We start from the raw sequence: 23,271 nt of genomic DNA on the forward strand, positions 1-23,271 counted from the left end.
TTTATTGTTGTGCGCCGATCTTAGTTAGTCGTCATCACCGGGCTTGTCCCGGTGATCCACGTTCTTGCTTCGCCGCCTGGATCAAGAACGTGGATGGCCGGGACATCTAGCGCGAAGACGCGCTTCGCGCTTTTGCCCGGCCATGACGGAGAGACTCAATCCGCAAACTTCGCCGCGCGCTTCTCCAGATTCGAGCGCACCGCCTCGGTCTGGTTCGCACTGCCGATCAGCTTCTGCTGCTCGACGGACTCCGCGAGCAGCGCAGGACCCGGATCGACCGAGAGGTTGTTGAGCAGACGCTTCGCCGCGCGGATCGCATCGGGGCTCTTGCCGGCGATCTCGCGCGCGGCTTCGAGTGCCGCAGCGCGTGGATCGTCACAGATGCGCGTGGCGAGACCATATGTCATCGCTTCCTGCGCGGAGAAGATGCGGCCGGTATAGGTGAGATCGCGCAGGATGTCGTCGCGCACGAGCGAGGCCAGGATCGGCGTGCCCGCCATGTCGGGGACGAGGCCCCATTTGATCTCCATGATCGACATCCGCGCATCTGCGCTGAGAAATCGCATGTCGGCGCCGAGCGAAAGCTGAAATCCGCCACCGAAGGCAACGCCATGGACCGCCGCGATCACTGGAACCGGAAGCTGACGCCATCCCCATACCGCCTGTTGCGGAAAGTTCGCCTGGCCATGCGTCCGCTTGGTGAGATCGCGATTTTCGCCACCCGGAATTCCGTTGCCGCCCTTCTCTTTCATGGCGGCAAAACGCCCCATGTCGAGGCCGGCGCAGAAGGCGCGGCCTTCGCCCGACAGCACGACGGCGCGCAGCCCTTTTTCCTTCGAAAGCCGCTCTGTTGCCGCGACAAGGGCCTCGAACATGGCCTGATCCAGCGCATTCATCTTGTCGGCGCGCACCAGCCGCACGTCGGCAACCCCTTCCGAGATCGAGATCGAGATGCGCTCTTCCATGGATCAATTCTCCCCTGTTCTTGTTCAGTGCCGCTTTACAGGAAGCTGGCGGCCAGATTTAGTCAATCGACCAATTAACTGACAATCCGTACGGGAGAAACAGCCATGTTCAAGGAAAATCTTCTGGCTGGGCGGCGCATTCTCGTGACCGGCGGCGGCACCGGGCTCGGCAAGTCGATGGCGGCGCGCTTCCTCCAGCTCGGCGCCGAAGTGCACATCTGCGGCCGGCGCAAGATCGTGTGCGACGAGACTGCGACGGAGTTGATGGATCAGTATGGCGGCCGCGTCACCAGCCACGGCGTCGACATCCGCAATGCGCTCGCGGTCGAAGAGATGATCGAGAATATCTTTCGGGACGGACCGCTGACTGATCTCATCAACAATGCCGCGGGCAATTTCATCTCGCGCAGCGAGGAACTGTCGCCGCGCGGATTTGATGCGGTCGCCAACATCGTCATGCACGGCACGTTTTACGTGACCCAAGCGGTCGGCAAGCGCTGGATCGCCCTGAAGCAGCCCGGCAACGTCGTCTCGATCACCGTGACCTGGGTGCGCAACGGCTCGCCCTATGTGGTGCCGTCGGCGATGAGCAAGTCGGCGATCCATGCCATGACGATGTCGCTTGCGACCGAATGGGGCCGCTACGGCATCCGCCTCAACACGATCGCGCCGGGCGAGATTCCGACTGAGGGCATGAGCAAGCGCATCAAGCCTGGCGACGAAGCCGGCGCGCGCACCAAGGCGATGAACCCGATGGGCCGCGTCGGCACCATGGAGGAATTGCAGAACCTCGCGGTGTTCCTGATCTCCGGCGGCTGCGACTGGATCAACGGCGAGACCATCGCCATGGACGGCGCGCAGGCGCTCGCCATGGGCGGCAATTTCTACCAGCTCCGCGACTGGAGCGACGACGACTGGAAAGCCGCGCGCGAGAGCATCATGGCGCAGAACGAGAAGGATCGGGCGAAACGGGGGTGATTGTGCGAAAGCTTGCAAGTGGCTGACACTTTCGCCCCACCCGCAATTGTCGTCCCTGCGAAAGCAGGGACCCATAACCACAGCGAAGAGTTGTAGGGCGAGACAGGCAACTCCGAGTCTTCGCCAAGCCACTCCCTGTGGTTATGGGTCCCGGATCTTCGCTTCGCTCGTCCGGGACGACAGTGGGGCTCCCATCTTGTCTTCACCCACAGATGACGCCACACTCCCAGCATAAAAACAAAACGCCACGGGAGAGACATGTCCACCACACAGCCATTGGCGAACCTCGCCGACATGGTGCGCGAGCGCGCGACGAGCCGCGGCGATGCCATCGCCTACGAGTTCGAGGGCCGCGTCACCAGCTTTGCCGAATTTGATATCAAGACCAACAAGGTCGCCAACGCGCTCCTCGCAATGGGCGTGAAGAAGGGTGACCGCATTGCCTATCTCGGCAAGAACAGCGACCTCTATTTCGAGCTGCTGATGGGCGCGATGAAGGCGGGCGTCGTGATGGCGCCGGTGAACTGGCGGCTCGCCGGACCTGAGGTCGCCTTCATCGTTTCCGATTGCAAGGCGCCGGTGCTGTTCGTCGGGCCGGAGTTCATCGCGCAGGTCCGGCAGATCAGGGACCAGATACCCGGCGTCCGCACCATCATCACCACCGAAGGCGGCGCACCGGAATGGCAGGATTTTACAGCCTGGCGCGATGCGCAGAGCGGCGACGACCCGAAGGTGCCGATCGACACCAAGGACATTGCGATCCAGCTCTACACCTCGGGCACCACAGGCAAGCCGAAGGGCGCGATGCTGTCGCACGCCAACTTCCTCAATCTCGTGCAGACGGGTAATGCCGAGGACAAGCCGGAGTGGAACCGGTGGTCGACCGACGACGTCTCGCTGGTGGCAATGCCGATCTTCCACATCGGCGGCTCCGGCTGGGGCGTGATGGGGCTCTATCATGGCGCCCGCGGCGTCATCGCGCGCGAGTTCGACCCGACCAAGGTGCTGGATTACTTCGAGCAGTCGGGTATCACGAAGCTGTTCATGGTGCCGGCGGCGATGCAGTTCGTGGTGCGGCAGCCGCGCGCCAAGGCGGTCGATTTCTCACGATTGAAATACATGCTCTACGGCGCTTCGCCTATACCGGCGGCGCTGCTGAAGGAATGCATCGAGGTCTTCAAATGCGGCTTCGTGCAGATGTACGGCATGACCGAGACGACGGGCACGATCGTCGCGCTGCCGCCGGAGGATCACGTCGAGGGGCTTGAACGCATGCGCTCGGCCGGCAAGGCACTGCCGGGCGTCGAGATCGCAATCCTCGACGTGGACGGCAAGCCGCTGCCGCCGCGTGAGGTCGGCGAGATCGCAACGCGCTCGGGCTCGAACATGGCCGGTTACTGGAATCTGCCTGAAGCCACCGCCGCAACGCTGCGAGGCGACGGCTGGCTACGCACGGGCGATGCCGGCTATATGGACGAGGACGGCTATCTCTACATCCACGACCGCATCAAGGACATGATCATCTCCGGCGGCGAGAACATCTACCCCGCCGAGGTCGAGAGCGCACTGTGCGATCACCCCGACGTCGCCGAGGCCGCGGTGATCGGCGTGCCCGACGACAAATGGGGCGAGGCGGTGAAGGCGGTGGTGGTGATGAAGCCGGGCAAACACGCCACCGCCACCGACATCATCAACTTCACCCGCGAGCGCATCGCCGGCTACAAGACGCCGAAGAGCGTGGAATTTCTGCCGGCCCTGCCGAGGAATCCGTCAGGCAAGATTTTGCGGCGGCAATTGCGCGAGCCGTATTGGGCGGGGAAGGATCGGCGGGTGAATTAGTCCCCGCAGTGCCGTACGTCCCGTAGGGTGGGCAAAGGCGCAAAGCGCCGTGCCCACCATCTCGTTCCGTATACAAAGGGGATGGTGGGCGCGCTTCGCTTTGCCCACCCCACGAGACCGGTGCAAGCCTCAGTGCTTGCCCGGCCCCATATAGCCGAACAAGAACCCCGCCACCTTGCGCATCTGGATCTCCTCGCTGCCCTCGGTGATGCGGTAGCGGCGGTGGTGACGATAGATGTGCTCGAACGGCTTGTGGCGTGAGTAGCCCATGCCGCCATGAACCTGCATGGCGCGGTCGGCGGATTCGCAGCAGAGGCGGTTTGCCCAGTAATTGCACATCGAGACGCGGTCGGACAGCGTGCGCTCGATCTGCTCCTCGGTAAGCTTGTCCATCTCCCAAGCCGTCTTGCGGATCAGAAGGCGCAGCATCTCGGCCTGCGTCGCGAGCTCGACCAGCGGGAACTGGATCGCCTGGTTCTCGGCGAGTGCCTTGCCGAACGGCTTTCGCTCGCGCGCGTATTTGACGCTTTCGTTGATGCAGTAGACGGCAGCGCCAAGCGAGCTCGCCGCCTGGCGGATGCGGTTCTGATGGACAAAGCACTGCGCCAACGACAGGCCGCGGCCGACCTCACCGAACTGCGCGTCTTCTGGCACGAACACGTCGGTGAAGCTGACGCGGGGATGGTCGGTCGGCATGTTGAAGGTCCACATGTACTCCTCGACCTTCACGCCGTGGCTCTTGGCCGGCACCAGGAAGCAGGTGATGCCGCGGGCATCGCCATCATTGCCCGAGGTGCGCGCGAACAGCGCGCAATGCGTGGCGACGTGCATGCCTGTGGTCCACATCTTCTCGCCGTTGATGATCCAGCCCTTGACGTTGTCGCGGGTCGCCGGCACCGCGCGCGTCTCCATGTGGGTGGCATCCGAGCCGTGATGCGGCTCGGTCAGTCCAAAGGTGATGCGATACTTGCCCTTGATCGAACCGTCGATCATCGCCTTCTGGTCGTCGCGGCCGTAGCGGTCGAGCATGGTGACGACCGGGAAGTTGCCGACGATGGAGTGCTCGTTCTGCAGATCGTTGTGCAGGCCGAGACCCTTGGCGGCAAAATGCTCGCGGATCACGGCCATCCAGAGATTGGAGCCGTCCTTGCCGCCATATTGCTTCGGCACCGGAAAGCGCAGATGACCGGCGGCATCCGCGAGATCTTTTGCCTTGCGCAGCAGCGCTTCCCATTCGTGGCGCGGCAGGCCGCCATTCTCGAAATCGGTGCGCGCCCATTCGCGACGATGGTCGAAGAAGCGGATGTTGTCGTCGGCCTCCTCCAGCGGCTTGATCTCGCGTTCGATGAAACGGTCGAGCTCTCCGAGATAGGCGACGAGATCGGCAGGCAATGAGAAATCCACAGGTTCTCTCCCGGATTGATTTTATCGTTTTGTGTTAAGGCGCTAGGCACGCTTTTGCTTCGTACGATTAAGGTGAGAAGAGCGCCGCCAAGTCAAGCAAGGCGAGACGTGCCGGATGCGCAAGGCGCGCCCGCGCAATTCGATGGTGCTCAGGCGCTGAGGCACGGTAGTATGACGCCAATATTCCTTCAGAAGAAAATGCGGGAGCGCACGATGGAGCTGAAGTTTTCGAAGGTGGAACGCAAGGGGCCGATCACGATCGTCACGCTGTCGCGGCCCGAGGTCTACAATGCGCTGCATATCGATGCGCATTTCGAGCTCAACAAGGTGTTTGACGATTTCTTCGCCGACCCTGCGCAGTGGGTCGCGGTCGTCACCGGCGCCGGCGACAAGGCGTTCTGCGCCGGCAACGATCTGAAGTGGCAGGCGGCGGGCGGCAAGCGCGGCTGGGACAAGGGCGGCTTTGCCGGCCTCACCTCGCGCTTCGACTGCGACAAGCCGATCGTCGCCGCCGTGAACGGCGTCGCGATGGGCGGCGGCTTCGAGATCGCGCTCGCCTGCGACCTGATCATCGCCGCGGAGAATGCGACCTTCGCTCTGCCCGAGCCGCGCGTCGGCCTTGCTGCGCTTGCCGGCGGCCTGCACCGGCTGCCGCGCCAGATCGGCCTGAAGCGCGCCATGGGCATGATCCTCACCGCCCGCCATGTCAGCGCCAAGGAGGGCCATGAGCTCGGCTTCGTCAACGAGGTGGTGCCGCAGGGCGAAGCGCTCGCGAGCGCACTGCGCTGGGCGGAGATGATCACCAAGAACTCGCCGATGTCGATCCGCGCGTCGAAGCAGGCCATCCAGCGAGGACTGGGCGTGTCGCTGGAGCAGGCCATCGCGGAGCAGCGGGACTATCCAGCCGTGCAGGCGATGGCGGCCTCACAGGATTACATCGAGGGCCCGAAGGCGTTCTCGGAGAAGCGGCCGCCGAAATGGGCGGGGAAGTAGGGTTCAATCCTCTCCGCGTCATGGCCGGGCTTGTCCCGGCCATCCACGTCGTGCCGCGCATTACGAAGAACGTGGATGCCCGGGACAAGCCCGGGCATGACGAGACGGAGGGAGCGCAACTCCCCAATACCGTCATTGCGAGCGTAGCGAAGCAATCCAGAATCGTTCCGCAGAAAGTGTCTGGATTGCTTCGTCGCAAGGGCTCCTCGCAATGACGAGAGAGAGGCCTACCCGCCTACCGCCCCAGCTCCCGCCTGTACGAGGCGTAATTCGGCTGATCGACGGCGAGCTTGTCCATCGTGGTCGCCCACAGGTGCTCGGCTAGCCCTGGCGTTGCGAGATCGACCTCGCCCTTTGCAATGCGCTCGGCAAGCGCGCGGTTGAGCTCGGTCACCGAACCATCGATGCCGAGCAGCGCACGCAGCCGCTCCACTTCCGCAGCATCGCTCCCCGCCTCCTGCGTCAGCTGCCGCGTGACGAGGTCGAGGATGTTGATGGCGACGCGCAGCTTGAAGGCCTGGTGGCCGGAGATCAGCGGCGTGATGTCGCTCCGGAGGAAATCGGCGACAGCCTTGGTCAGCTCGATCGGTGTCGGTTCGTCCTGCATGGGTCAGCTCCCGCGCGGCGCCAGCAGCCGCAACAGATCGATCTCGGTCTCGCTGGCGCGGCGGCCGATCATGGCGCGCTCCATGGAATGGTCCGGCCCCTCGCGAAAACGCTGCATCATGCCGCCGCACATGATGCCCCAGCGCAGCGTCCCCATCACTTCCCAGAATTTGACGCGCGCGGGATCGACCTTGCGGCCTGCCGCCTCATAGCCCGTGAACAGCTCCTCGCGTGAGCCAAAACCGCCGACGGGCTTGTCGATCTCGCCGAAGCGCCAGGAGTTGACGCACACCCAACCGAGATCCTCCATGGGATCGCCGAGATGGGCGAGCTCCCAGTCCAGGACCGCGCGGACGCCATCCGCGCCGATGATGAGATTGCCGTTACGAAAATCGCCATGCACCAGCGTGGTCTCGACCGAGGGGCCAGGATCGTGGTCGCGCAGCCAGCGCAGCGCCAGCTCGAATACGGGCTTGGGCCAGTTCAGGCTGCGATAGTCGCGCTCGAACTCCGAGATCTCCTGGGTCGCGCCGCGGCTGCGCAGCTCGGGCAATTTGTCCTGCGGCAGCTTGTGCAGGCCGGCCAGCACACCGCCGATCTGCCGCGCGAGCAGCGGCCTTGCCGCCGCGTATTCCTCATCACGCAGGATCTTGCGCGCGATGGTTTCGCCCTCGACGCGCTGCATGATGAAGCCGGTGCCGAGATCATCTTCCGGCACCAGCACATGCATCACGCGCGGCGACGGCACGCCGGCCTCGTAAGCGAGCTGCATCAACTGCGCCTCGGCGGCGAGCCCGGCCGCACGCGTCGGTGCTGCGCCATAGCCTTTCGGCGAGCGGCGCAGGATTGCACCGATCGGCCCGTCCGGATGCGTGATGTCGAAACGCCAGGTCTCCTGGCTGGCGCCGCCGGACAGTTTTGCCGCGCCGGCGACGCCGGTCGCGCCCTTGCACCAGCGCGCGACGCTGCGCGAAAGCTCCGCCTCGATCATTTGCCTTTGAACTGTGCGGGGCGCTTCTCCAGGAACGCGCCGACGCCCTCACGGAAATCCTGGGTGTCGCCAGCACGCAGCTGGCACTGGAATTCGAGATTGAGCTGGTCCTCGAAGGAATTTTCCGGGCTGTCCCAGTAGAGCTTGCGGATCAGCGATAGCGCCACTGTCGGCCCGCTGGCGAGATCGCGCGCGAGCTTCATCGCCTCCTCCATCAGCACGCCGTCGTCATAGACGCGGTTGACGAGGCCCCATTCCAGCGCCTTCTCGGCCGGCAGCCGCTCGCCCATCAGCGACAATTCGATCGAGCGCGCCCGGCCGACGAGGCGCGGCAGCAGCCAGGTCGAGCCGCAATCCGGCACGAGGCCGATACGGCGGAACGCTTGCAGGAAATAGGACGAGCGCGCGCAAAGGATCATGTCGCCGAGCAGGGCGAAGCTCATGCCGGCGCCTGCCGCCGGCCCGTTGACCGCGGTGATGATCGGGCAGTGCAGATTGCGGACGCGGCGCAGGAAGGGGTGAAAGCCAGTCTCGAGCGTCAGGCCGGCCTTGGTCTTCTTCGACTGGTTGTTGCGGCCTTGCAGATTAGCACCCGTGCAGAACGCGCGCCCCGCGCCGGTCAGCACCACGCAGCGCACCTCGTCCTTCCTCTCCTCGATCGCGTCCAGCGCCTCGGCAAGGCCGCCCAGCATGTCCACGGAGACCGCGTTCATCACCTCCTGATGGTCGAGCCTGAGGATCGCGACCGAGCCATCGAAATCGAGCGTGACGTGTTTGAACTGCATGGTTTCCTCGTCAGTTGCGGACCGCGTCAGTTTCGCAGACCGGAATTCGTTTTTGCCGGGCGCATATTTGATTTTTGTCGCGGCCTTGTCCATGGTGATCGGAGCATAGCAAGCAATCTTGTGCGCAGCGGCTGATGCGCCTCATATCAAGAACAGGAAACGCGCCATGAACATTTTCGACCTCACTGGCCGTGTCGCCGTGATCACCGGCGGCAATGGCGGCATCGGGCTCGGCATCGCACAGGCCCTCGCCGGCCAGGGCTGCAACGTCTCGATCTGGGGCCGCAATGCTGACAAGAACAAGGCTGCTGCCGCGAGCATGGCGGGGCTATCAGGCAAGGTCGACAGCCGCGTCTGCGACGTCACCGATTCCGGCTCGGTCAATGCCGCCATGAAGGCGACGCTCGACACGTTCGGCCGTGTCGACGGCTGCTTCGCCAATGCCGGCATCGGCGGCGGCGGGCGGCGTTCCTTCATCGAGCGCACCGAGGAGGAATGGCGAACGATGTTCGCGACCAATCTCGACGGTGTGTTCCACGCATTCCAGGCCGCCGCAAAGCACATGACCGATCGCGCCAATGCCGGCGATCCGTTCGGCCGGCTCGTTGCGACCTCGAGCCTCGCCTCGATCTTCGGCACCGCGCGCAACGAGCATTACGCCGCGACCAAGGCCGCTATCAACGCGCTGGTGCGCGCGCTCGGCGTCGAGCTCGCCCGCCACGGCGTCACCGCGAACGCGATCCTCCCGGGCTGGATCAAGAGCGACATGACCTCGGGTCTCATGGCCAACGAAAAATTCGTCGCCAATGTGATGCCGCGGATTCCGGTGCGGCGCTTCGGCGAGGCGTCCGATTTCGGCGGCATCGCCGTGTATCTGATGAGCAAGGCGTCGTCGTATCACACTGCGGATACGTTCGTGATCGATGGCGGCTATACCGCGTTTTGAGATTCGTAGCCCGGATGGAGCGAAGCGCAATCCGGGATTTCTAGAAGCAAGCAAGATCCGGATTTCGCTACGCTCCATCCGGGCTACACACTCTGAGGGGAATGGGCAATGTTCTCGCACATCATGATCGGCACCAACGATCTGGACAAGGCCAAGGCGTTCTATGACACGCTGCTCGGCACGCTCGAGGTGCGTCCGGCCAAGGTCGACGGCCATCGCATCTTCTACTTCACCAAGACCGGTGTGTTCTCGGTGACGAAGCCGATCAACGGCGAACCGGCGACCTGCGCGAATGGCGGCACGATCGGCTTTGCCGCCAACTCGCCCGAGCAGGTCGACAAGTGGCACGCCGCCGGCGTCGCCGCCGGCGGAACGCCGATCGAGAATCCGCCCGGCATCCGCGAGGGCGCGGGGAACAAGCTCTATATCGCTTACCTGCGTGACCTCGACGGCAACAAGATCTGCGCGATGCATCGGATGGCGAACTGATCGCTCTAGGACGCTGTCATTCCCCGCGAAAGCGGGGAATCTACCGTGATGTTCGTCAAGGGGGCGATCACGGGCGAGAGTGCGGCATCGTGCTCGCCGGTCAAGGCGACCGCTGCGCGGCGGCGATGCCGGCCTTGACCGGTTCCGCGCGTTGCCGCGTGAGCTTGGCGTGATCGACGGCTCATGCCGCAGGCTTGGCTGCGCGTCTCCAATCTGATCCGTCCCGGATCATGGCGTTGAGCGTCACGAGCATTTTGCGCATCACGGCGCTGAGCGCGACCTTGCCCGGACGGTGATTGTCGTCGACCAGGCGCTGGTAGAAGGCCTTCATGACCGGATTGTGCTGGATGGCGCTGCGGGCGCCGTTGAAGAGTACTTTGCGCACGCCTGGGCGACCATGACCGGTGGACGCATGGCCGCGCCGCTTGCCACTGTCGCGGGCGTGTGGGGCAAGGCCGCAAAGCGCGACAATTTTCTTGCCTGACAGATGTCCGAGCTCCGGCAGTTCGGCAATCAGGGTGTCCGCGATGGCGGGGCCGGCTCCGCAGAAGGTCTGCAGCCGTTGGCTGGTCTGGGCATGCGCCGAGCTTGCGATGTACTCGGCAATGGCCTTATCGACGGCAGCCAGCGAACGCTCAAGGATGGCAATGACCGCCTGCAGACTCTTGCGGACAATGGCGCTGTCCACCACGTCACAGCGGCAGGTCTCGGCATGCAGCAGAGCCTGCAATTGCCGGCGCCGCGCCGTGAGTTCACGTAAGACCTCATCGGCCTCCGGAACCGGCTCGAGTTCGCGGCGAGTGAGCTCCTCGGCGGCAAAGCCGGCCAGTAATCTGGCGTCGATGGGGTCCGTCTTGGCCTTGATGCCACGCCGCCTGCGATAGGCGACGACTTCGTTCGGATGCACTTGCTTAAAGGCAACCTTCGCCCGGCTGAGACAGCGGCGCAGATGCCGCTCATAGCCGCCTGTTGGTTCGAAAGCGACCAGCCCGATCGTGTCAGGGCCAATCTTGGCCAGCCAAGCGTCAATCGCGCGCTCATTGTTCGCGATCCGCTTCACCCGGCCATCGCCCGCGATGCCAATGTCGATCCATTCCTTGGCGACATCCATCCCCATCATCTTGCCCATGCTGCTGATCTCCGACAGAATATGGATCTGGTCGGCACGCCGGATTGCAATGCGGGCTCAGGCCCTCTCTACCGTGCGCGTGTCAGACCGTAACGCCGGCGGTCCCAAGATTCCCACGGTCTCACAGGACCCATCCAGTAACTCGAGGGTCCGCCGGCGCCCCATCCTGAGAGGATGGCCGCACATCATGCAATCCAGTACGCCGCGGCTTCTCCGTGACTCGCTGATGTCACGGCTTACTGGATCGCCCGCCTTCGCGGGCGATGACAACGGCGAGTACGGCGCGCGCCTGCCACTCACCCCCATTCAAACAACATTTCAAACGCCCTCGCTAAATTCCATCACGTGGCATGGCTCCGCGTGAAAAATACGCGCTCGCACTTTGGCGTCGCTGCGACTATTCTTGCGGCCAACACGATCTCAGCGCCCCTCGGGAGGAACAATGACAAAACACGCCTACATTCCCCGCACCACCAACTACACGCTCAATCCCGGCGACGAGCTGAACGATCTGCGCATGTCGGACCAGGTCCGGCCGCTCTATGATCACGTCAAGAAGTTCATCCGCGACACGGTCGAGCCGATGTCGATCGAATTTGCCAAGGCCGGTGAAGGCAAGGAGGATCGCTGGAGCTTTACGCCGAAGCAGCTCGAGGTGCTGGAGAAGGCCAAGAACAAGGCCAAGCAGGAAGGCCTGTGGAATTTCTTCCTGCCCGATGACGAGACCGGCCAGGGCCTGAAAAATCTCGACTACGCCTATATCGCCGCCGAGCTCGGCAAGAGCCCGCTGGCGTCCGAGACCATGAACTGCTCGGCGCCCGACACCGGCAATATGGAGGTGCTGGAGCGCGTCGGCACCAAGGAGCAGAAGGAGAAGTGGCTCAAGCCGCTGCTCAACGGCGAGATCCGCTCGGCCTATGTCATGACCGAGCCGAACGTCGCCTCCTCCGACGCCAAGAACATCTCGACGACGGCAAAGCTCGTCGGCGACGAATGGGTCATCAACGGCGAGAAGTATTACATCTCCGGCTTAGGTGATCCCCGCTGCAAGATCCTCATCGTGATGGTGAAGACCAACCCGGATGCGGCGCCGAGCAAGCAGCAATCGCAGATCCTGGTGCCGCGCGACACGCCCGGTGTCGAGGTGCTCGGGCCGATGTACGTGTTCGGCCAGGACCACGCGCCGCGCGGCCACATGCACATGCGCTTCGACAATGTGCGGGTGCCGAAGGAGAACATGCTGCTCGGCGAAGGCCGCGGCTTCGAGATCTCGCAGCTGCGTCTCGGGCCGGGGCGCATCCATCACTGCATGCGCACCATCGGCAAGGCCGAGAAGGCGCTCGACCTGATGGTGCAGCGTGGCCTCACCCGCGAAGCGTTCGGCAAGAAGATCGCCCATCTCGGCGGCAACATGCAGATCATCGCGCAGGCACGCTGCGAGATCGAGGCGATGCGGCTGATGGTGCTGAAGGCGGCGAAGGCGATGGACGTGCTCGGCAACAAGGAGGCCCGCGTCTGGGTCTCCATGGTCAAGGCCATGGTGCCGGAGCGTGCCTGCAAGATCATCGATCAGGCGATCCAGATGCACGGCGCCACCGGCATCTCGCACTGGACCCCGCTCGCCGAGATGTACCAGGACGTGCGCCACCTGCGCTTTGCGGATGGTCCGGACGAGGTGCACTGGATGGTGGTCGGTCGCCACGAGCTGAGCATGGCGTAAAGGTCTCTCCTCTTCCCACTCGGGAAGAGCCGTAGGGTGGGCAAAGGCGCGCCCTTCGCGCGCCGTGCCCACCATCTCGGGCGTCACAAAGAGTGGTGGGCACGCTTCGCTTTGCCCACCCTACGAGCCCCCCCTCTCCCCGCAAGCGGGGAGAGGCGAAGAAAGACCGCGCTACGTCGCCGGCTCGATCTTGTCCTGGGTCTTGGTCTCGAAATCACTCGCGTCGTGGCGCTCGTGGAGCTGGCTGGCAGGGTCGCCGGAGACGCGGTTGACCATGCGGCCGCGCTTCACCGCGGGGCGCTGCGCGATCTGGTCGGTCCAGCGCTGCACGTTCTTGTAGTCCTGCACCGACAAAAATTCGCCGGCGCCGTAGACCAGTCCCTTGGCGAGCGCGCCGTACCACGGCCACACCGCCATATCGGCAATGCTGTAATCCTTGCCCGCGAGGTACTCGTTGTCGGCAAGGCGCCGGTCGAGCACGTCGAGCTGGCGCTTCACCTCCATCGCGAAGCGATCGATGGCGTATTCGATCTTGGTCGGGGCGTAGGCGTAGAAATGGCCGAAGCCGCCGCCGAGATAGGGCGCGCTGCCCATCTGCCAGAACAGCCAGGACATCGCCTCGGTGCGGGCCTTGATGTCCTTGGGCAGGAAGGCGCCGAATTTCTCGGCGAGGTAGAACAGGATCGAGCCGGATTCGAAAATCCGGATCGGCTCCGGGCCGGAGCGGTCCATCAGGGCCGGGATTTTCGAGTTCGGATTGATGTCGACGAAGCCGCTGCCGAACTGGTCGCCATTGCCGATCCTGATCAGCCAGGCGTCGTATTCGGCGCCCTTGTGGCCGAGCGCCAGCAGCTCCTCCAGCATCACGGTGACCTTCACCCCGTTCGGGGTCGCCAGCGAATAGAGCTGGAAGGGGTGCTTGCCGACCGGCAGCTCCTTGTCGTGGGTCGGACCGGCGATCGGCCGGTTGATATTGGCGAACTGCCCGCCATTCTCCTTGTTCCAGGTCCAGACTTTGGGCGGCACGTAGGCGGGGGCGTCGGTCATGCAGGGGCTCCGGCAAAAAGATGCGCTTGCATTAATTAGCCCGCGCGCGGCCGATGACAAGGCCTCCGAAATGCATTGCCCGGCGGGGCAACTCACCGTTTCGTCATGGCAAGCCCCTCCCCACCGTCATTCCGGGGCGCGCACAGGGCGAGCCCAGGAATGACAGCCTCTATGACGCTGCCGCCTGCGGCTGCAGCTCGGCCTCCATCACAAAACCCTCATATCCCTTCGCCGCGACCCCGTCGCAGATGCGGCGATAGACGCCGACGCCGCCGATATAGGGCATGAAGATGCGCGGCTTGCCCGGGATGTTCGCCCCCATGTACCAGGAATTGGCCTGCGGATAGAGCGTGCCGTGGGCGACCTCGTTGACATGGGCGACCCATTTCTCCTCGGCGTCGCTGTCCGCCTCCATCGTCGCGAGGCCCTGCCCGCGCATATGGACAAGGCCATCGGCGATCCAATCGACATGCTGCTCGATCGAGACGATCATGTTCGAGAGCACGGACGGGCTGCCGGGACCGGTGATGATGAAGACGTTCGGAAAGCCCGCGCTCATCAGCCCGAGATAGGTCTTTGGGCCCTCCGCCCATTTCTGGCTCAGCCTCTGCCCGCCACGGCCCTGGATGTCGATCTTCGCGACCGACCCGGTCATGGCGTCAAAGCCGGTCGCCATCACCAGCGCGTCGACCTCGTGGTTCTTGCCTGCGACACGGACCGCGTTCGCGGTGATCTCCTCAATCGGGTTGGTCTTGATGTCGACCAGCGAGACGTTCGGCCGGTTGAAAGTCGCGAAATAATCCGTGTCGATGCAGATGCGCTTGGTGCCGATCGGATGGCTGTTTGGCTGGAGCAGTTTGGCGGTCGCGGGGTCCTTCACGATCTCGGCGATCTTGCCGCGGACGTAATTGGCGGCGGTGTCGTTCGCGGCCCGATCGAGGCCGAGATTGTTGTAGACGTACATGAAGGTGAGCCCGCCGCGATCCCATCGCGCCTTGTATTTGGCGCGCCTGACATCCTCGGCATCGTCGAGCGCGCCGCGGTCGGGCTGCTCGGCATAGATGCCGTTGCGGGCGACCTCGCGGGCGAAGCGGCGGATCTCCGGATAGTGCTTGCGGAACGCATCGCGCTCCTCGGCGGTGAGCGCTGCGTTGCGGGCGGGGATGGAGAAGTTCGCGGTGCGCTGGAACACGGTAAGATGTTTCGCTTGCTCCGCGATGATGGGTGCCGACTGGATGCCCGAGGAGCCCGTGCCGATCAGGCCGACGCGCAGGCCGGTGAAGTCGACGTCTTCATGCGGCCAGTTGCCGGTGTGATAGATGGGCCCCCTGAAATTTTCGAGGCCCTTGATGTCAGGCTTGCGCGCGTTCGAGAGACAGCCGGTGGCGAGCACGACGAACTGCGCCCGAACCGTCCTGCCGTCGGAAGTCGTAACCGACCAGACATTCGCACGCTCATCGAACACGGCGCGCTCGACGCGGGTGTTGAACTGGATGTCACGGCGAAGGTCAAAACGGTCGGCGACGTGATTGGCGTATTTCAGGATCTCCGTTTGCGGCGCGTAGCGTTCGCTCCAGTCCCATTCCTGCTGGAGCTCCTCGGAGAAGGAGTAGGAATATTGCATGCTCTCGACATCGCAGCGCGCGCCGGGATAGCGATTCCAGTACCAGGTACCGCCGACGCCGCCGCCCTGCTCGAAGACACGTGCCGAGAAGCCGAGCCCGCGCAACCGGTGCAGCATGTACAGGCCGGCAAAGCCCGCACCGACGACGACCACATCGTGGGCTTCCGTACCCTGAGCCGGATTCGCTTGCGCTGACGACATCTCTTGGCACTCCCTGATTTGTTTTCTGTTGTTGCGAGCCAGCATTCTCTGAAGGGTGCGAAAGCGCAAGAGGCTAATCGGACGGCCTTGGCCCGCTTATTTTGTAGAGCGGAATGGTGCGTTCTCTGCGCGGCGCCTGCACGCAAGATGCGGGGTCGAATCCGGCATGGCATCGCAGGCGACGATGGGGTAGCGTCGCGCAATCTTCGCACGCAAAGCAACAACAGCGACGAAGGCGGCCGCCGGGAGAGAACCATGAAATCGCCGATCTGCGACATGCTGGGCATCGAGTTCCCACTGCTCGCCTTCAGCCATTGCCGCGATGTCGTTGCCGCCGTCAGCCGCGCCGGTGGTTTTGGCGTGCTCGGTGCCACCGCGCACATGCCCGACACGCTCGAACGCGAGCTGAAATGGATCGACGAGCACGTCGACGGCAAGCCCTGCGGCATCGACGTGCTGATCCCCGAAAACATCTCGACCGCGGGCGAGAAGGACGTCACCTGGAAGAGCCTGGAAGCGCGCGTGCCGCAGGAGCATCGCGCCTACACGCGCGACCTGCTGAAAAAATACGATATCGAGCTGACGACAACTGATGTCGCCGACAACCGGCCGCAGCCGTTCGACGCCAAGACGGCGCTGGAGCTGCTCGAAGTCTCCTTCAATCATCCGATCCGCCTGATCGCCAATGCGCTGGGCGTGCCGCCGAAGGCGATGATCGAGATGGGCAAGACGCACGGCGTGCCTGTGGCCGCGCTCGTCGGCGCCAAGGAGCACGCGTTACGCCAGGTCGCGGCCGGCGTCGACATCCTCGTGGTGCAAGGCACCGAGGCCGGCGGCCATTGCGGCGAGGTCTCGACCATGGTGCTGGTGCCGGAGGTGATCAAGGCGATCAAAAAGGTCCGCGACGTGCCCGTGCTGGCGGCCGGCGGCATCATGACCGGGCGGCAGATGGCAGCCTGCATGGCGATGGGCGCGGCGGGCGCATGGACCGGCTCGGTGTGGCTCGCGACCGTCGAGGCAGAGACCAGCGAGATCTTTCGCGAGAAGATGATCGCCGCCTCGTCCCGCGATGCGATCCGCTCGAAGGGCCGCACCGGCAAGCCGGCGCGGCAGCTCCGCTCGGTCTGGACCGATGCCTGGGACCGCGCGCCGGAAAGCCCAGGTGCGCTGCCGATGCCGCTGCAAAGCATCATCAGCCGCGATGCCTTCCATTCGATCGATCGCGCCGCGGCAGCCGGTAACGCCAAGGCGCGCGATCTCGTCAGCTACTTCGTCGGCCAGGGCGTAGGACTGATCGACAGCGTGAAGTCCGCCGGGGCGGTGGTGCAGGAGTTCAAGGAAGATTTCGCCGAAGCCGTCGAGCACATGAATGCGCTGGTGGCGGAGTAGCATCCACATCGTCATTGCGAGCGAAGCGAAGCAATCCAGACTGCTTCTGCGGAAAGATTCTGGATTGCTTCGCTGCGCTCGCAATGACGAAACAACCGACATCGTGAATTGAAGCATGACAGATAAGACCAATACCCCTGAAGACCGCATTCCCGTCATCGTCGGCATCGGCGAAATCGTCGACCGCCCCAGGGAGATCACCGACGGCCTCGAGCCGCTCGATCTGCTCGAACAGGCATTGCGGCGCGCCGAAGCGGACGCGGGCGCAAAGCTGCTCGACGAGGTGCAGTCGCTCGACGTGGTCAATTTCCTGAGCTGGCGCTATCGCGATCCGGAAAAGCTGCTGGCGCAGCGGCTCGGCATCTCGCCGGCGCGTTGCTATTACGGCCCGGTCGGCGGCGAGAGCCCGATCCGTTACATCCACGAAGCGGCCAAGCGCATCGCGCGCGGCGAATGCACCGTGGCGGCGGTGTGCGGCGCGGAGGCGCAGTCGACCGCGACCAAGGCCGAGCGCGTGGGTGCAAAGCTGCCATGGACGCCGTTCGCGCATGACGTCGAGGAACCAAAACGCGGCGCGGCGTTCCAGAAGCCGCTGGCGGTGAAGCTCGGCGTGTTCCGGCCCGTCACCGTCTATCCGTTCTATGAGGCGGCCTCATCAGCGCATTGGGGCCAGACGCCGCGCGAGGCGATGGCCGAGTCAGGCACGCTGTGGTCACGCTATTCGGAAGCCGCCGCGCAAAATCCCAATGCCTGGCTGAAACGTCGCTATGCGCCTGAGGAGATCACGACGCCGACCGCTGACAACCGCCTGATCGCCTGGCCCTACAACAAGCTCATGGTCGCCAATCCCAGCGTCAACATGGGCGGCGCGCTGCTGCTCACCAGCCTTGCCAAGGCGCGTGCGCTTGGCATCGCGGAAGACAAGCTGGTCTATCCGCTCGGCGGCGCCTCGGCGGAAGAGCCGCGCGACTATCTGCTACGCGATCAGTTCTACGAGAGCCATCCGCAGAACGCGGTGCTCAGGAGCGTGATGGACCTCGCCGGCGGCGACGGCAAGAAGTTCGACGCGATCGAGCTCTACAGCTGCTTCCCCTGCGTGCCCAAGATGGCACGGCGGACGCTCGGCCTTTCCGACGACGTCCAGCCGACCGTGACCGGCGGCCTCACTTTCTTCGGTGCGCCGCTCAACACCTACATGACGCATGCCGCCTGCGCGATGGTACGGCGCCTGCGCGAGGGCGCAAAACTCGGACTGCTCTACGGACAGGGGGGCTTCGTCACCAAGCATCACGCGCTGGTGGTGGCGAGGACGCCGCCGCGCGAGGCGCTGGCGCAGGAGACGAGCGCGCAGGCGGAGGCGGATCGCAACAAACGCGCGGTGCCGGAGTTCGCTAACGAAGCCTCAGGCAAGGGAAAGGTCGAGAGCTTTACCGTGCTCTACGGCCGTGGCGGCGATGTCGAGCACGGTGTGGTGATGCTGCGGACGGAAGACGACCGACGCACGTTGGCGCGGATTCCGGCGGGTGATAGCGCGACGCTGGCGCATCTGCTGAACATGGATCGTACGCCGGTGGGTTCGCTTGGCGAGATCACCATGGCTGCGGATGGCGTGCCGGAGTGGCGGGTGGCGTGATCTCGTAGGGTGGGCAAAGGCGCTCTTGCGCCGTGCCCACCATTCTTTCCGCATCGCACGGAAGTGGTGGGCACGCTTCCGCCTACGCTCTTCGAGCTACGGCGGACAAGTCGCTTTGCCCACCCTACGAGTCTAGCGTCCGCGGCGCGAGATCGCGTCTCAGCCCTTCGGCGGCTGCTTCTCCGACGCCGTCGCCGGCTTGCCCTTGGCGCCGGCGCCAACCACACGCACCTGATCGCCATCGGAGAGACCATCCGGCGGAGCGGTGATGACGCGGTCATCAGGGGCGATGCCCGAGGCGAGCTCGATCTCGCGGCCGAGATCGCGGGCGATGGTCACGGTCTTGAACAGCACCTTGTCGTCGGCACCGACGGTCGCAACCCGCAGGCCGCTGCCGTTGAAGATCAGGGCGCTGGCGGGGATGCTGAGCGGCGCAGTGTCGCGCTGCAGGTTCAGCTTCACGCTGGCATAGCCGCCGGGCATCAGCTCGCCCGAGGAGTTGTCGAGGCCGAGCTGCATCCGCGTGGTGCCGGAGGCGACGTCGACAGCCTGCGAGGACGCCTCCACCGTGGCCTGGAAGGTACGGTTCGGATATTCCGGCAGCGTGATGATGGCCTTGGCGCCGATCTTGATCGCCGGCACGTAATTCTGGGGCACGTTGACGTAGACGCGCAGCTTGGTGATGTCGGACACCACGAACATCGCGGGGCCCGAGCCGCCGCCGGCATTGATCAGTGCGCCAACGTCGGTGTCGCGCGCGGTGACAACACCGTCGAACGGTGCGGTGATCTTCTTGTAGCCGGCCAGCGCCTCGAGCCGCTCGACATTGGCCTGTCCCGAATGGACGGCAGCGTTCTTGTTGGAGAGGTCGGCGGTGCGCTCGTCGATCTCCTGCGCGGAGACGAAGTTGGAGGCGACCAGCGTCTTGCGGCGGTTGAGCGTTGCTTCCGACAGCCTGGCGCTGGCCTGCTGGCTGGCGAGATCGGCGCGGGCCTGGAGCAGCTGCTGGTCGAGATCGGGCGCCTCGATCTCGGCAATCACCTGTCCGGCCTTGACGCGGGCGCCCATGTCGGCGCTCCAGCTCTTCAGGTAACCAGAGACGCGCGCGAAGATCGGGGCGCGGTAATAGGCCTCCAGCCGGCCCGGCAGATCGATGGTGGCATTAAGGGACTTGGCGTTGGGCAGGGTCACCGCGACGCTGGGAATAGCCTGGTCGTCGGTCCACTCCTTCAGCTTGGAGCCTTGCTCTTCGCGGGCCCGGATGCCGCTGCCGACGACGAGGCCCGCCGCGATCAGCGCCACCACGCCGAAGATGCCCAGTTTCCGGTGCGACACCGGGGAGCGAGGTTCAGTGGGCGACATGCGGTGTCTCCGATGAGGCGGCGGCTTTGGCGCCTTGTTTCTTGTGTACCATACTGAACACCACGGGAACAAACATCAGCGTGGCGAAAGTTGCAAAGATCAGGCCACCGATCACGGCGCGGCCAAGTGGCGCATTCTGCTCGCCGCCCTCACCCAATCCTAAGGCCATCGGCGCCATGCCGATGATCATGGCGAGCGCGGTCATCAGCACCGGGCGGAACCGGACGAAGCCGGCCTCCAGCGCAGCCGCGACGGGATCACCGAGTTCCTCGTAGCGCTCGCGGGCGAAGGAGATCACGAGCACGCTATTGGCGGTGGCAACGCCCATGCACATGATCGCACCTGTCAGCGCCGGCACCGACAGCGTCGTCTCGGTCATGAACAGCATCCAGACGATGCCGGCGAGCGCAGCCGGCAGCGCGGTGATGATCACGAACGGATCGGACCAGGATTGGAAGTTCACGACAATCAAGAAGTAGATCAGCACGACGGCGCCAAGCAGGCCGAACAACAGGCCGGTGAAAGCGCTGTTCATGGTCTGCACCTGGCCGAGCAGCACCACCGAGGAACCCTTCGGCACGTCCTTGGCGGTGTCGGCGATCACCTTTCGGATGTCGGCGGCGACGGCGCCGAGGTCGCGGCCCGAGGTCGTCGCGAAGATCTGCACCATCGACTGAATGTCGTATTGCGAGACCACCGCGCTCGAGGTCGAGCGCTTGATGTCGGCGATGCCGCCGAGGATCGGCGACTGCGCGTTGCCTGCTGCTGTGATCGGCAGGGTCTGCAGCGCGCCGAGCGAGTCGATCTGGTATTGCGGCGTCTGCATCACGATCGAGTAGGACACGCCGTTGTCGGGGTTGAGATAGTAGGTCGGCGCGACCTGCGAGGAGCCGGCGAGATTGACCACGAGGCTGTTGGTGACGTCGCGCTCGGTCAGGCCGACATATTGCGCGCGGGTGCGGTCGACATCGATGTTGAAAGTCGGGTTGTTCGGCGATTGCTGGATGCGCGCGTCCGCAACGCCCGGGATCTTGCGGACCTTGGCCAGCAGGTTGTTGGCGTAAGCGAAGTTGGCGTTGATGTTGGCGCCGCGGATCTGCAGGTCGATCGGCGCGGGCGCGCCGAAATTCAGGATCTGGCTGACGATGTCGGCGGGCAGGAACGCGAAGCTGACGCCGGGGAACAGGCGCGGCAGCTGCTCGCGCAGAACCTTCACATGCTCCTCGGTCGGCTTGTGGCCTTCCTTCAGCTTGATCTGAATGTCGCCGTCCTGCGGGCCGATCACGCCGGTGTTGTTGTAGGTCATGTTGATGCCGGAGATCGGCATGCCGATGTTGTCGGTCATGGTGTCGATCTCGCCCGGGATCAGCTTGCGCACCGCTTTCTGCACGTCGGCCAGCTGGTTGGCGGTCTCCTCGACACGGGTGCCCACTTGCGTGCGGACATGCATCAGGATGTTGCCGGCATCGACGGCCGGGAAGAAGTTGCGTCCGAGGAACGGCACCAGCGCGAAGGATGCGCCGACCACGCAGAGGAAGCCGACCACGAACACCGCACGATGCGCCAGCGCAAGGCCTAGCAGGCCGCGATACCCCGCGCGAATGTGCTCGAACCGCGCCTCGAAGCCGCGCTGGAACCAGACCAACGGATTGCGCGACTTCGGCGGGCCGCCCTCATGATGGACATGCGCCTGCAACAGGTAGTTCGCCATGGTCGGCACCAGCGTGCGCGACAGGATGAACGACCAGATCATCGCGAACATCACCGCTTCCGCCATCGGCACGAACAGGAAGCGCGCGACGCCGGTGAGGAAGAACATCGGCACGAACACGATGCAGATGCAGAGCAGCGAGACGAAGGCCGGCGTCACGATCTGGTTAGCGCCATCGAGGATCGACTGCTCGACCGGCTTGCCCTGCTCGAGATGGTAGTTGATGTTCTCGATCGTCACGGTCGCGTCGTCGACGAGGATGCCGACCGCGAGCGCAAGACCGCCGAGCGTCATGATGTTCAGCGTCTCGCCGATCGCCGATAGCATGATGATGGCGCCCAGCACGGAGAGCGGAATCGACACCGCGATGATGATGGTCGAGCGCCAGCTGCCGAGGAACAACAGGATCATGACGCTGGTCAGCAGCGCCGCGATCACGCCTTCGAAGGCGACGCCCTCGATCGCGCCACGGACGAACACCGACTGGTCGCCGATGAAGCCGATCTTCAGCGCGTCCGGCAGCTGGTCCTTGACCTCGATCACCTTCTGCTTGATGCCGGCGATGATGTCGAGCGTCGAGGTCGCGCCCGCCTTCAGCACCATCATCAGCACGGAGCGGTTGCCGTCGACATGGACGATATTGGTCTGCGGCGGATTGCCGTCGCGCACGGTCGCGACGTCGCGCACATAGACCATCGCGCCGTTGACGGTGCGGATCGGCAGATTGCCGAGCTCGTCGATCTTCAGCGGCGAGTTGTTGAGCTGGATGTTGTACTCGAACTGGCCGATCTTCTGGGTGCCGACCGGCGTGATCAGGTTCTGGGCTGCGAGCGCATTGGCGACGTCCTGGCCCGACAGGCCGCGGGCCTGGAGCGCGGTGGGATCGAGGTCGATCTGGACCTGGCGCTGCTTGCCGCCGAACGGATAGGGGATCGCCGCGCCCGGCACGGTGACCAGCGGCGTGCGCAGCTGGTTGATGCCGATGTCGGCGAGGTTCTGCTCGGTGAGGCCCTCGCCCGACAGCGCCACTTGGATGATCGGCACGGTCGAGGCCGAATAGTTCAGGATCAAGGGCGGCGTCGCGCCCGGCGGCATCTGCTTGAGCAGCGTCTGCGATATCGCGGTGACCTGCGCGTTGGCGGTGCGGATGTCGACGTTCGGCTGGAAGAAGATCTTGATGATGCCGAAGCCGTTATAGGAGTTGGCGGTAATGTGCTCGATGTCGTTGACAGTCGTCGTCAGCGCGCGCTGGAACGGCGTCGTGATGCGGCCGGACATCTGGTCCGGCGGCAGGCCGGTGTACTGCCAGACCACACCGATCACGGGGATGCGGATGTCAGGGAAGATGTCGGTCGGCGTCCGCAGCGCCGCCAGCGGTCCGATGATGAGCAGCAGGAGCGCGAGCACGACAAACGTGTAGGGTCGGCTCAGGGCAATACGGACCAGAGCAATCATTCGT

18 protein-coding genes are annotated in these 23,271 nt (G+C 64.3%); 8 read left to right on the forward strand and 10 right to left on the reverse strand.

The annotated features are described in order from the left end of the window. Nucleotides 1-155: 155 nt before the first annotated feature. Complete coding sequence (locus AAFG16_RS34105) at nt 156-965, reverse strand: crotonase/enoyl-CoA hydratase family protein (protein ID WP_342732375.1); 810 nt, start codon at nt 963-965, stop codon at nt 156-158. Nucleotides 966-1,070: 105 nt separating this feature from the next. On the opposite strand from AAFG16_RS34105, the gene AAFG16_RS34110 reads away from it, so the two are divergent. Both AAFG16_RS34110 and AAFG16_RS34115 read left to right on the forward strand, forming a co-directional pair. Further along, nucleotides 1,071-1,943, forward strand: coding sequence for an SDR family oxidoreductase (locus tag AAFG16_RS34110; RefSeq protein WP_342732377.1), 873 nt, complete (start codon nt 1,071-1,073; stop codon nt 1,941-1,943). A gap of 258 nt (nt 1,944-2,201) precedes the next feature. After that, on the forward strand, nt 2,202-3,782 hold the full coding sequence (locus AAFG16_RS34115) for a fatty acid--CoA ligase (RefSeq protein ID WP_342732379.1): 1,581 nt from the start codon (nt 2,202-2,204) through the stop codon (nt 3,780-3,782). A gap of 129 nt (nt 3,783-3,911) precedes the next feature. Here the strand turns inward: AAFG16_RS34115 and AAFG16_RS34120 are convergent, their stop codons facing one another. Further along, nucleotides 3,912-5,186 (reverse strand): acyl-CoA dehydrogenase family protein, encoded by a 1,275-nt coding sequence (locus tag AAFG16_RS34120; RefSeq protein ID WP_342732381.1) that lies wholly within the window; start codon nt 5,184-5,186, stop codon nt 3,912-3,914. A 213-nt stretch (nt 5,187-5,399) separates the two neighbouring features. Here AAFG16_RS34120 and AAFG16_RS34125 point away from each other — a divergent pair, with 213 nt between their 5' ends. Beyond that, nucleotides 5,400-6,179, forward strand: a complete 780-nt coding sequence (locus tag AAFG16_RS34125) for an enoyl-CoA hydratase-related protein (protein WP_342732383.1) — start codon at nt 5,400-5,402, stop codon at nt 6,177-6,179. Between the two features lie 235 nt (nt 6,180-6,414). Here AAFG16_RS34125 and AAFG16_RS34130 read toward each other — a convergent pair whose 3' ends face one another. From AAFG16_RS34130 to AAFG16_RS34140, 3 genes are read right to left on the reverse strand one after another with little or no spacing between them, the layout of a single operon-like run. Then, nucleotides 6,415-6,786: a DUF6285 domain-containing protein gene (locus AAFG16_RS34130; protein ID WP_342732385.1), complete on the reverse strand. Its 372-nt coding sequence runs from the start codon at nt 6,784-6,786 to the stop codon at nt 6,415-6,417. Nucleotides 6,787-6,789: 3 nt separating this feature from the next. Then, nucleotides 6,790-7,776 carry a phosphotransferase family protein gene (locus AAFG16_RS34135; protein ID WP_283080837.1) on the reverse strand — a complete coding sequence of 329 codons (987 nt, stop codon included), beginning with the start codon at nt 7,774-7,776 and terminating at the stop codon, nt 6,790-6,792. After that, complete coding sequence (locus AAFG16_RS34140; protein ID WP_342732388.1) at nt 7,773-8,561, reverse strand: enoyl-CoA hydratase/isomerase; 789 nt, start codon at nt 8,559-8,561, stop codon at nt 7,773-7,775. Before AAFG16_RS34140 ends, AAFG16_RS34135 begins: the two co-directional genes overlap by 4 nt. Before the next feature lie 166 nt (nt 8,562-8,727). Here AAFG16_RS34140 and AAFG16_RS34145 point away from each other — a divergent pair, with 166 nt between their 5' ends. Further along, nucleotides 8,728-9,507: an SDR family oxidoreductase gene (locus tag AAFG16_RS34145; RefSeq protein ID WP_342732390.1), complete on the forward strand. Its 780-nt coding sequence runs from the start codon at nt 8,728-8,730 to the stop codon at nt 9,505-9,507. A 108-nt stretch (nt 9,508-9,615) separates the two neighbouring features. Further along, complete coding sequence (locus AAFG16_RS34150) at nt 9,616-9,996, forward strand: VOC family protein (protein WP_342732392.1); 381 nt, start codon at nt 9,616-9,618, stop codon at nt 9,994-9,996. A 181-nt stretch (nt 9,997-10,177) separates the two neighbouring features. Here the strand turns inward: AAFG16_RS34150 and AAFG16_RS34155 are convergent, their stop codons facing one another. Then, nucleotides 10,178-11,125: an IS110 family transposase gene (locus tag AAFG16_RS34155; RefSeq protein ID WP_342732394.1), complete on the reverse strand. Its 948-nt coding sequence runs from the start codon at nt 11,123-11,125 to the stop codon at nt 10,178-10,180. Between the two features lie 442 nt (nt 11,126-11,567). On the opposite strand from AAFG16_RS34155, the gene AAFG16_RS34160 reads away from it, so the two are divergent. Then, complete coding sequence (locus tag AAFG16_RS34160; RefSeq protein ID WP_342732396.1) at nt 11,568-12,845, forward strand: acyl-CoA dehydrogenase family protein; 1,278 nt, start codon at nt 11,568-11,570, stop codon at nt 12,843-12,845. A gap of 171 nt (nt 12,846-13,016) precedes the next feature. Here the strand turns inward: AAFG16_RS34160 and yghU are convergent, their stop codons facing one another. Together yghU and AAFG16_RS34170 are read right to left on the reverse strand one after the other, a co-directional pair. Continuing rightward, nucleotides 13,017-13,892 carry a glutathione-dependent disulfide-bond oxidoreductase gene (gene yghU, locus AAFG16_RS34165; RefSeq protein ID WP_342732398.1) on the reverse strand — a complete coding sequence of 292 codons (876 nt, stop codon included), beginning with the start codon at nt 13,890-13,892 and terminating at the stop codon, nt 13,017-13,019. A gap of 169 nt (nt 13,893-14,061) precedes the next feature. Then, a complete protein-coding gene (locus tag AAFG16_RS34170) occupies nt 14,062-15,717 on the reverse strand; it encodes an NAD(P)/FAD-dependent oxidoreductase (RefSeq protein WP_342732400.1) in 1,656 nt (551 codons plus the stop codon). A 255-nt stretch (nt 15,718-15,972) separates the two neighbouring features. Between AAFG16_RS34170 and AAFG16_RS34175 the strand changes: the two genes are divergently transcribed. Beyond that, nucleotides 15,973-17,106: a nitronate monooxygenase gene (locus AAFG16_RS34175; protein ID WP_342732402.1), complete on the forward strand. Its 1,134-nt coding sequence runs from the start codon at nt 15,973-15,975 to the stop codon at nt 17,104-17,106. A gap of 115 nt (nt 17,107-17,221) precedes the next feature. Continuing rightward, nucleotides 17,222-18,739: an acetyl-CoA acetyltransferase gene (locus AAFG16_RS34180; RefSeq protein WP_342732404.1), complete on the forward strand. Its 1,518-nt coding sequence runs from the start codon at nt 17,222-17,224 to the stop codon at nt 18,737-18,739. A 159-nt stretch (nt 18,740-18,898) separates the two neighbouring features. On the opposite strand, the gene AAFG16_RS34185 is transcribed toward AAFG16_RS34180, so the two are convergent. Next, the gene (locus AAFG16_RS34185) at nt 18,899-20,101 is read right to left on the reverse strand and encodes an efflux RND transporter periplasmic adaptor subunit (protein WP_283080844.1); all 1,203 of its coding nucleotides are present in this window, start codon (nt 20,099-20,101) and stop codon (nt 18,899-18,901) included. Beyond that, nucleotides 20,088-23,267 carry an efflux RND transporter permease subunit gene (locus tag AAFG16_RS34190; RefSeq protein WP_342732406.1) on the reverse strand — a complete coding sequence of 1,060 codons (3,180 nt, stop codon included), beginning with the start codon at nt 23,265-23,267 and terminating at the stop codon, nt 20,088-20,090. The genes AAFG16_RS34185 and AAFG16_RS34190 overlap by 14 nt, the downstream gene beginning before the upstream one ends. Nucleotides 23,268-23,271: the final 4 nt, after the last annotated feature.

Origin of the sequence: Bradyrhizobium sp. B117 (assembly GCF_038969555.1) — a bacterium.
Lineage (GTDB): Bacteria > Pseudomonadota > Alphaproteobacteria > Rhizobiales > Xanthobacteraceae > Bradyrhizobium.

Coding starts and splice junctions, on each gene's coding strand:
- AAFG16_RS34105 (WP_342732375.1), bottom strand. CDS start 965: ATGGAAGAGCGCATCTCGATCTCGATCTCGGAAGGGGTTGCCGACGTG.
- AAFG16_RS34110 (WP_342732377.1), top strand. CDS start 1,071: ATGTTCAAGGAAAATCTTCTGGCTGGGCGGCGCATTCTCGTGACCGGC.
- AAFG16_RS34115 (WP_342732379.1), top strand. CDS start 2,202: ATGTCCACCACACAGCCATTGGCGAACCTCGCCGACATGGTGCGCGAG.
- AAFG16_RS34125 (WP_342732383.1), top strand. CDS start 5,400: ATGGAGCTGAAGTTTTCGAAGGTGGAACGCAAGGGGCCGATCACGATC.
- AAFG16_RS34130 (WP_342732385.1), bottom strand. CDS start 6,786: ATGCAGGACGAACCGACACCGATCGAGCTGACCAAGGCTGTCGCCGAT.
- AAFG16_RS34135 (WP_283080837.1), bottom strand. CDS start 7,776: ATGATCGAGGCGGAGCTTTCGCGCAGCGTCGCGCGCTGGTGCAAGGGC.
- AAFG16_RS34140 (WP_342732388.1), bottom strand. CDS start 8,561: ATGCAGTTCAAACACGTCACGCTCGATTTCGATGGCTCGGTCGCGATC.
- AAFG16_RS34145 (WP_342732390.1), top strand. CDS start 8,728: ATGAACATTTTCGACCTCACTGGCCGTGTCGCCGTGATCACCGGCGGC.
- AAFG16_RS34150 (WP_342732392.1), top strand. CDS start 9,616: ATGTTCTCGCACATCATGATCGGCACCAACGATCTGGACAAGGCCAAG.
- AAFG16_RS34155 (WP_342732394.1), bottom strand. CDS start 11,125: ATGGGCAAGATGATGGGGATGGATGTCGCCAAGGAATGGATCGACATT.
- AAFG16_RS34160 (WP_342732396.1), top strand. CDS start 11,568: ATGACAAAACACGCCTACATTCCCCGCACCACCAACTACACGCTCAAT.
- yghU (WP_342732398.1), bottom strand. CDS start 13,892: ATGACCGACGCCCCCGCCTACGTGCCGCCCAAAGTCTGGACCTGGAAC.
- AAFG16_RS34170 (WP_342732400.1), bottom strand. CDS start 15,717: ATGTCGTCAGCGCAAGCGAATCCGGCTCAGGGTACGGAAGCCCACGAT.
- AAFG16_RS34175 (WP_342732402.1), top strand. CDS start 15,973: ATGAAATCGCCGATCTGCGACATGCTGGGCATCGAGTTCCCACTGCTC.
- AAFG16_RS34180 (WP_342732404.1), top strand. CDS start 17,222: ATGACAGATAAGACCAATACCCCTGAAGACCGCATTCCCGTCATCGTC.
- AAFG16_RS34185 (WP_283080844.1), bottom strand. CDS start 20,101: ATGTCGCCCACTGAACCTCGCTCCCCGGTGTCGCACCGGAAACTGGGC.
- AAFG16_RS34190 (WP_342732406.1), bottom strand. CDS start 23,267: ATGATTGCTCTGGTCCGTATTGCCCTGAGCCGACCCTACACGTTTGTC.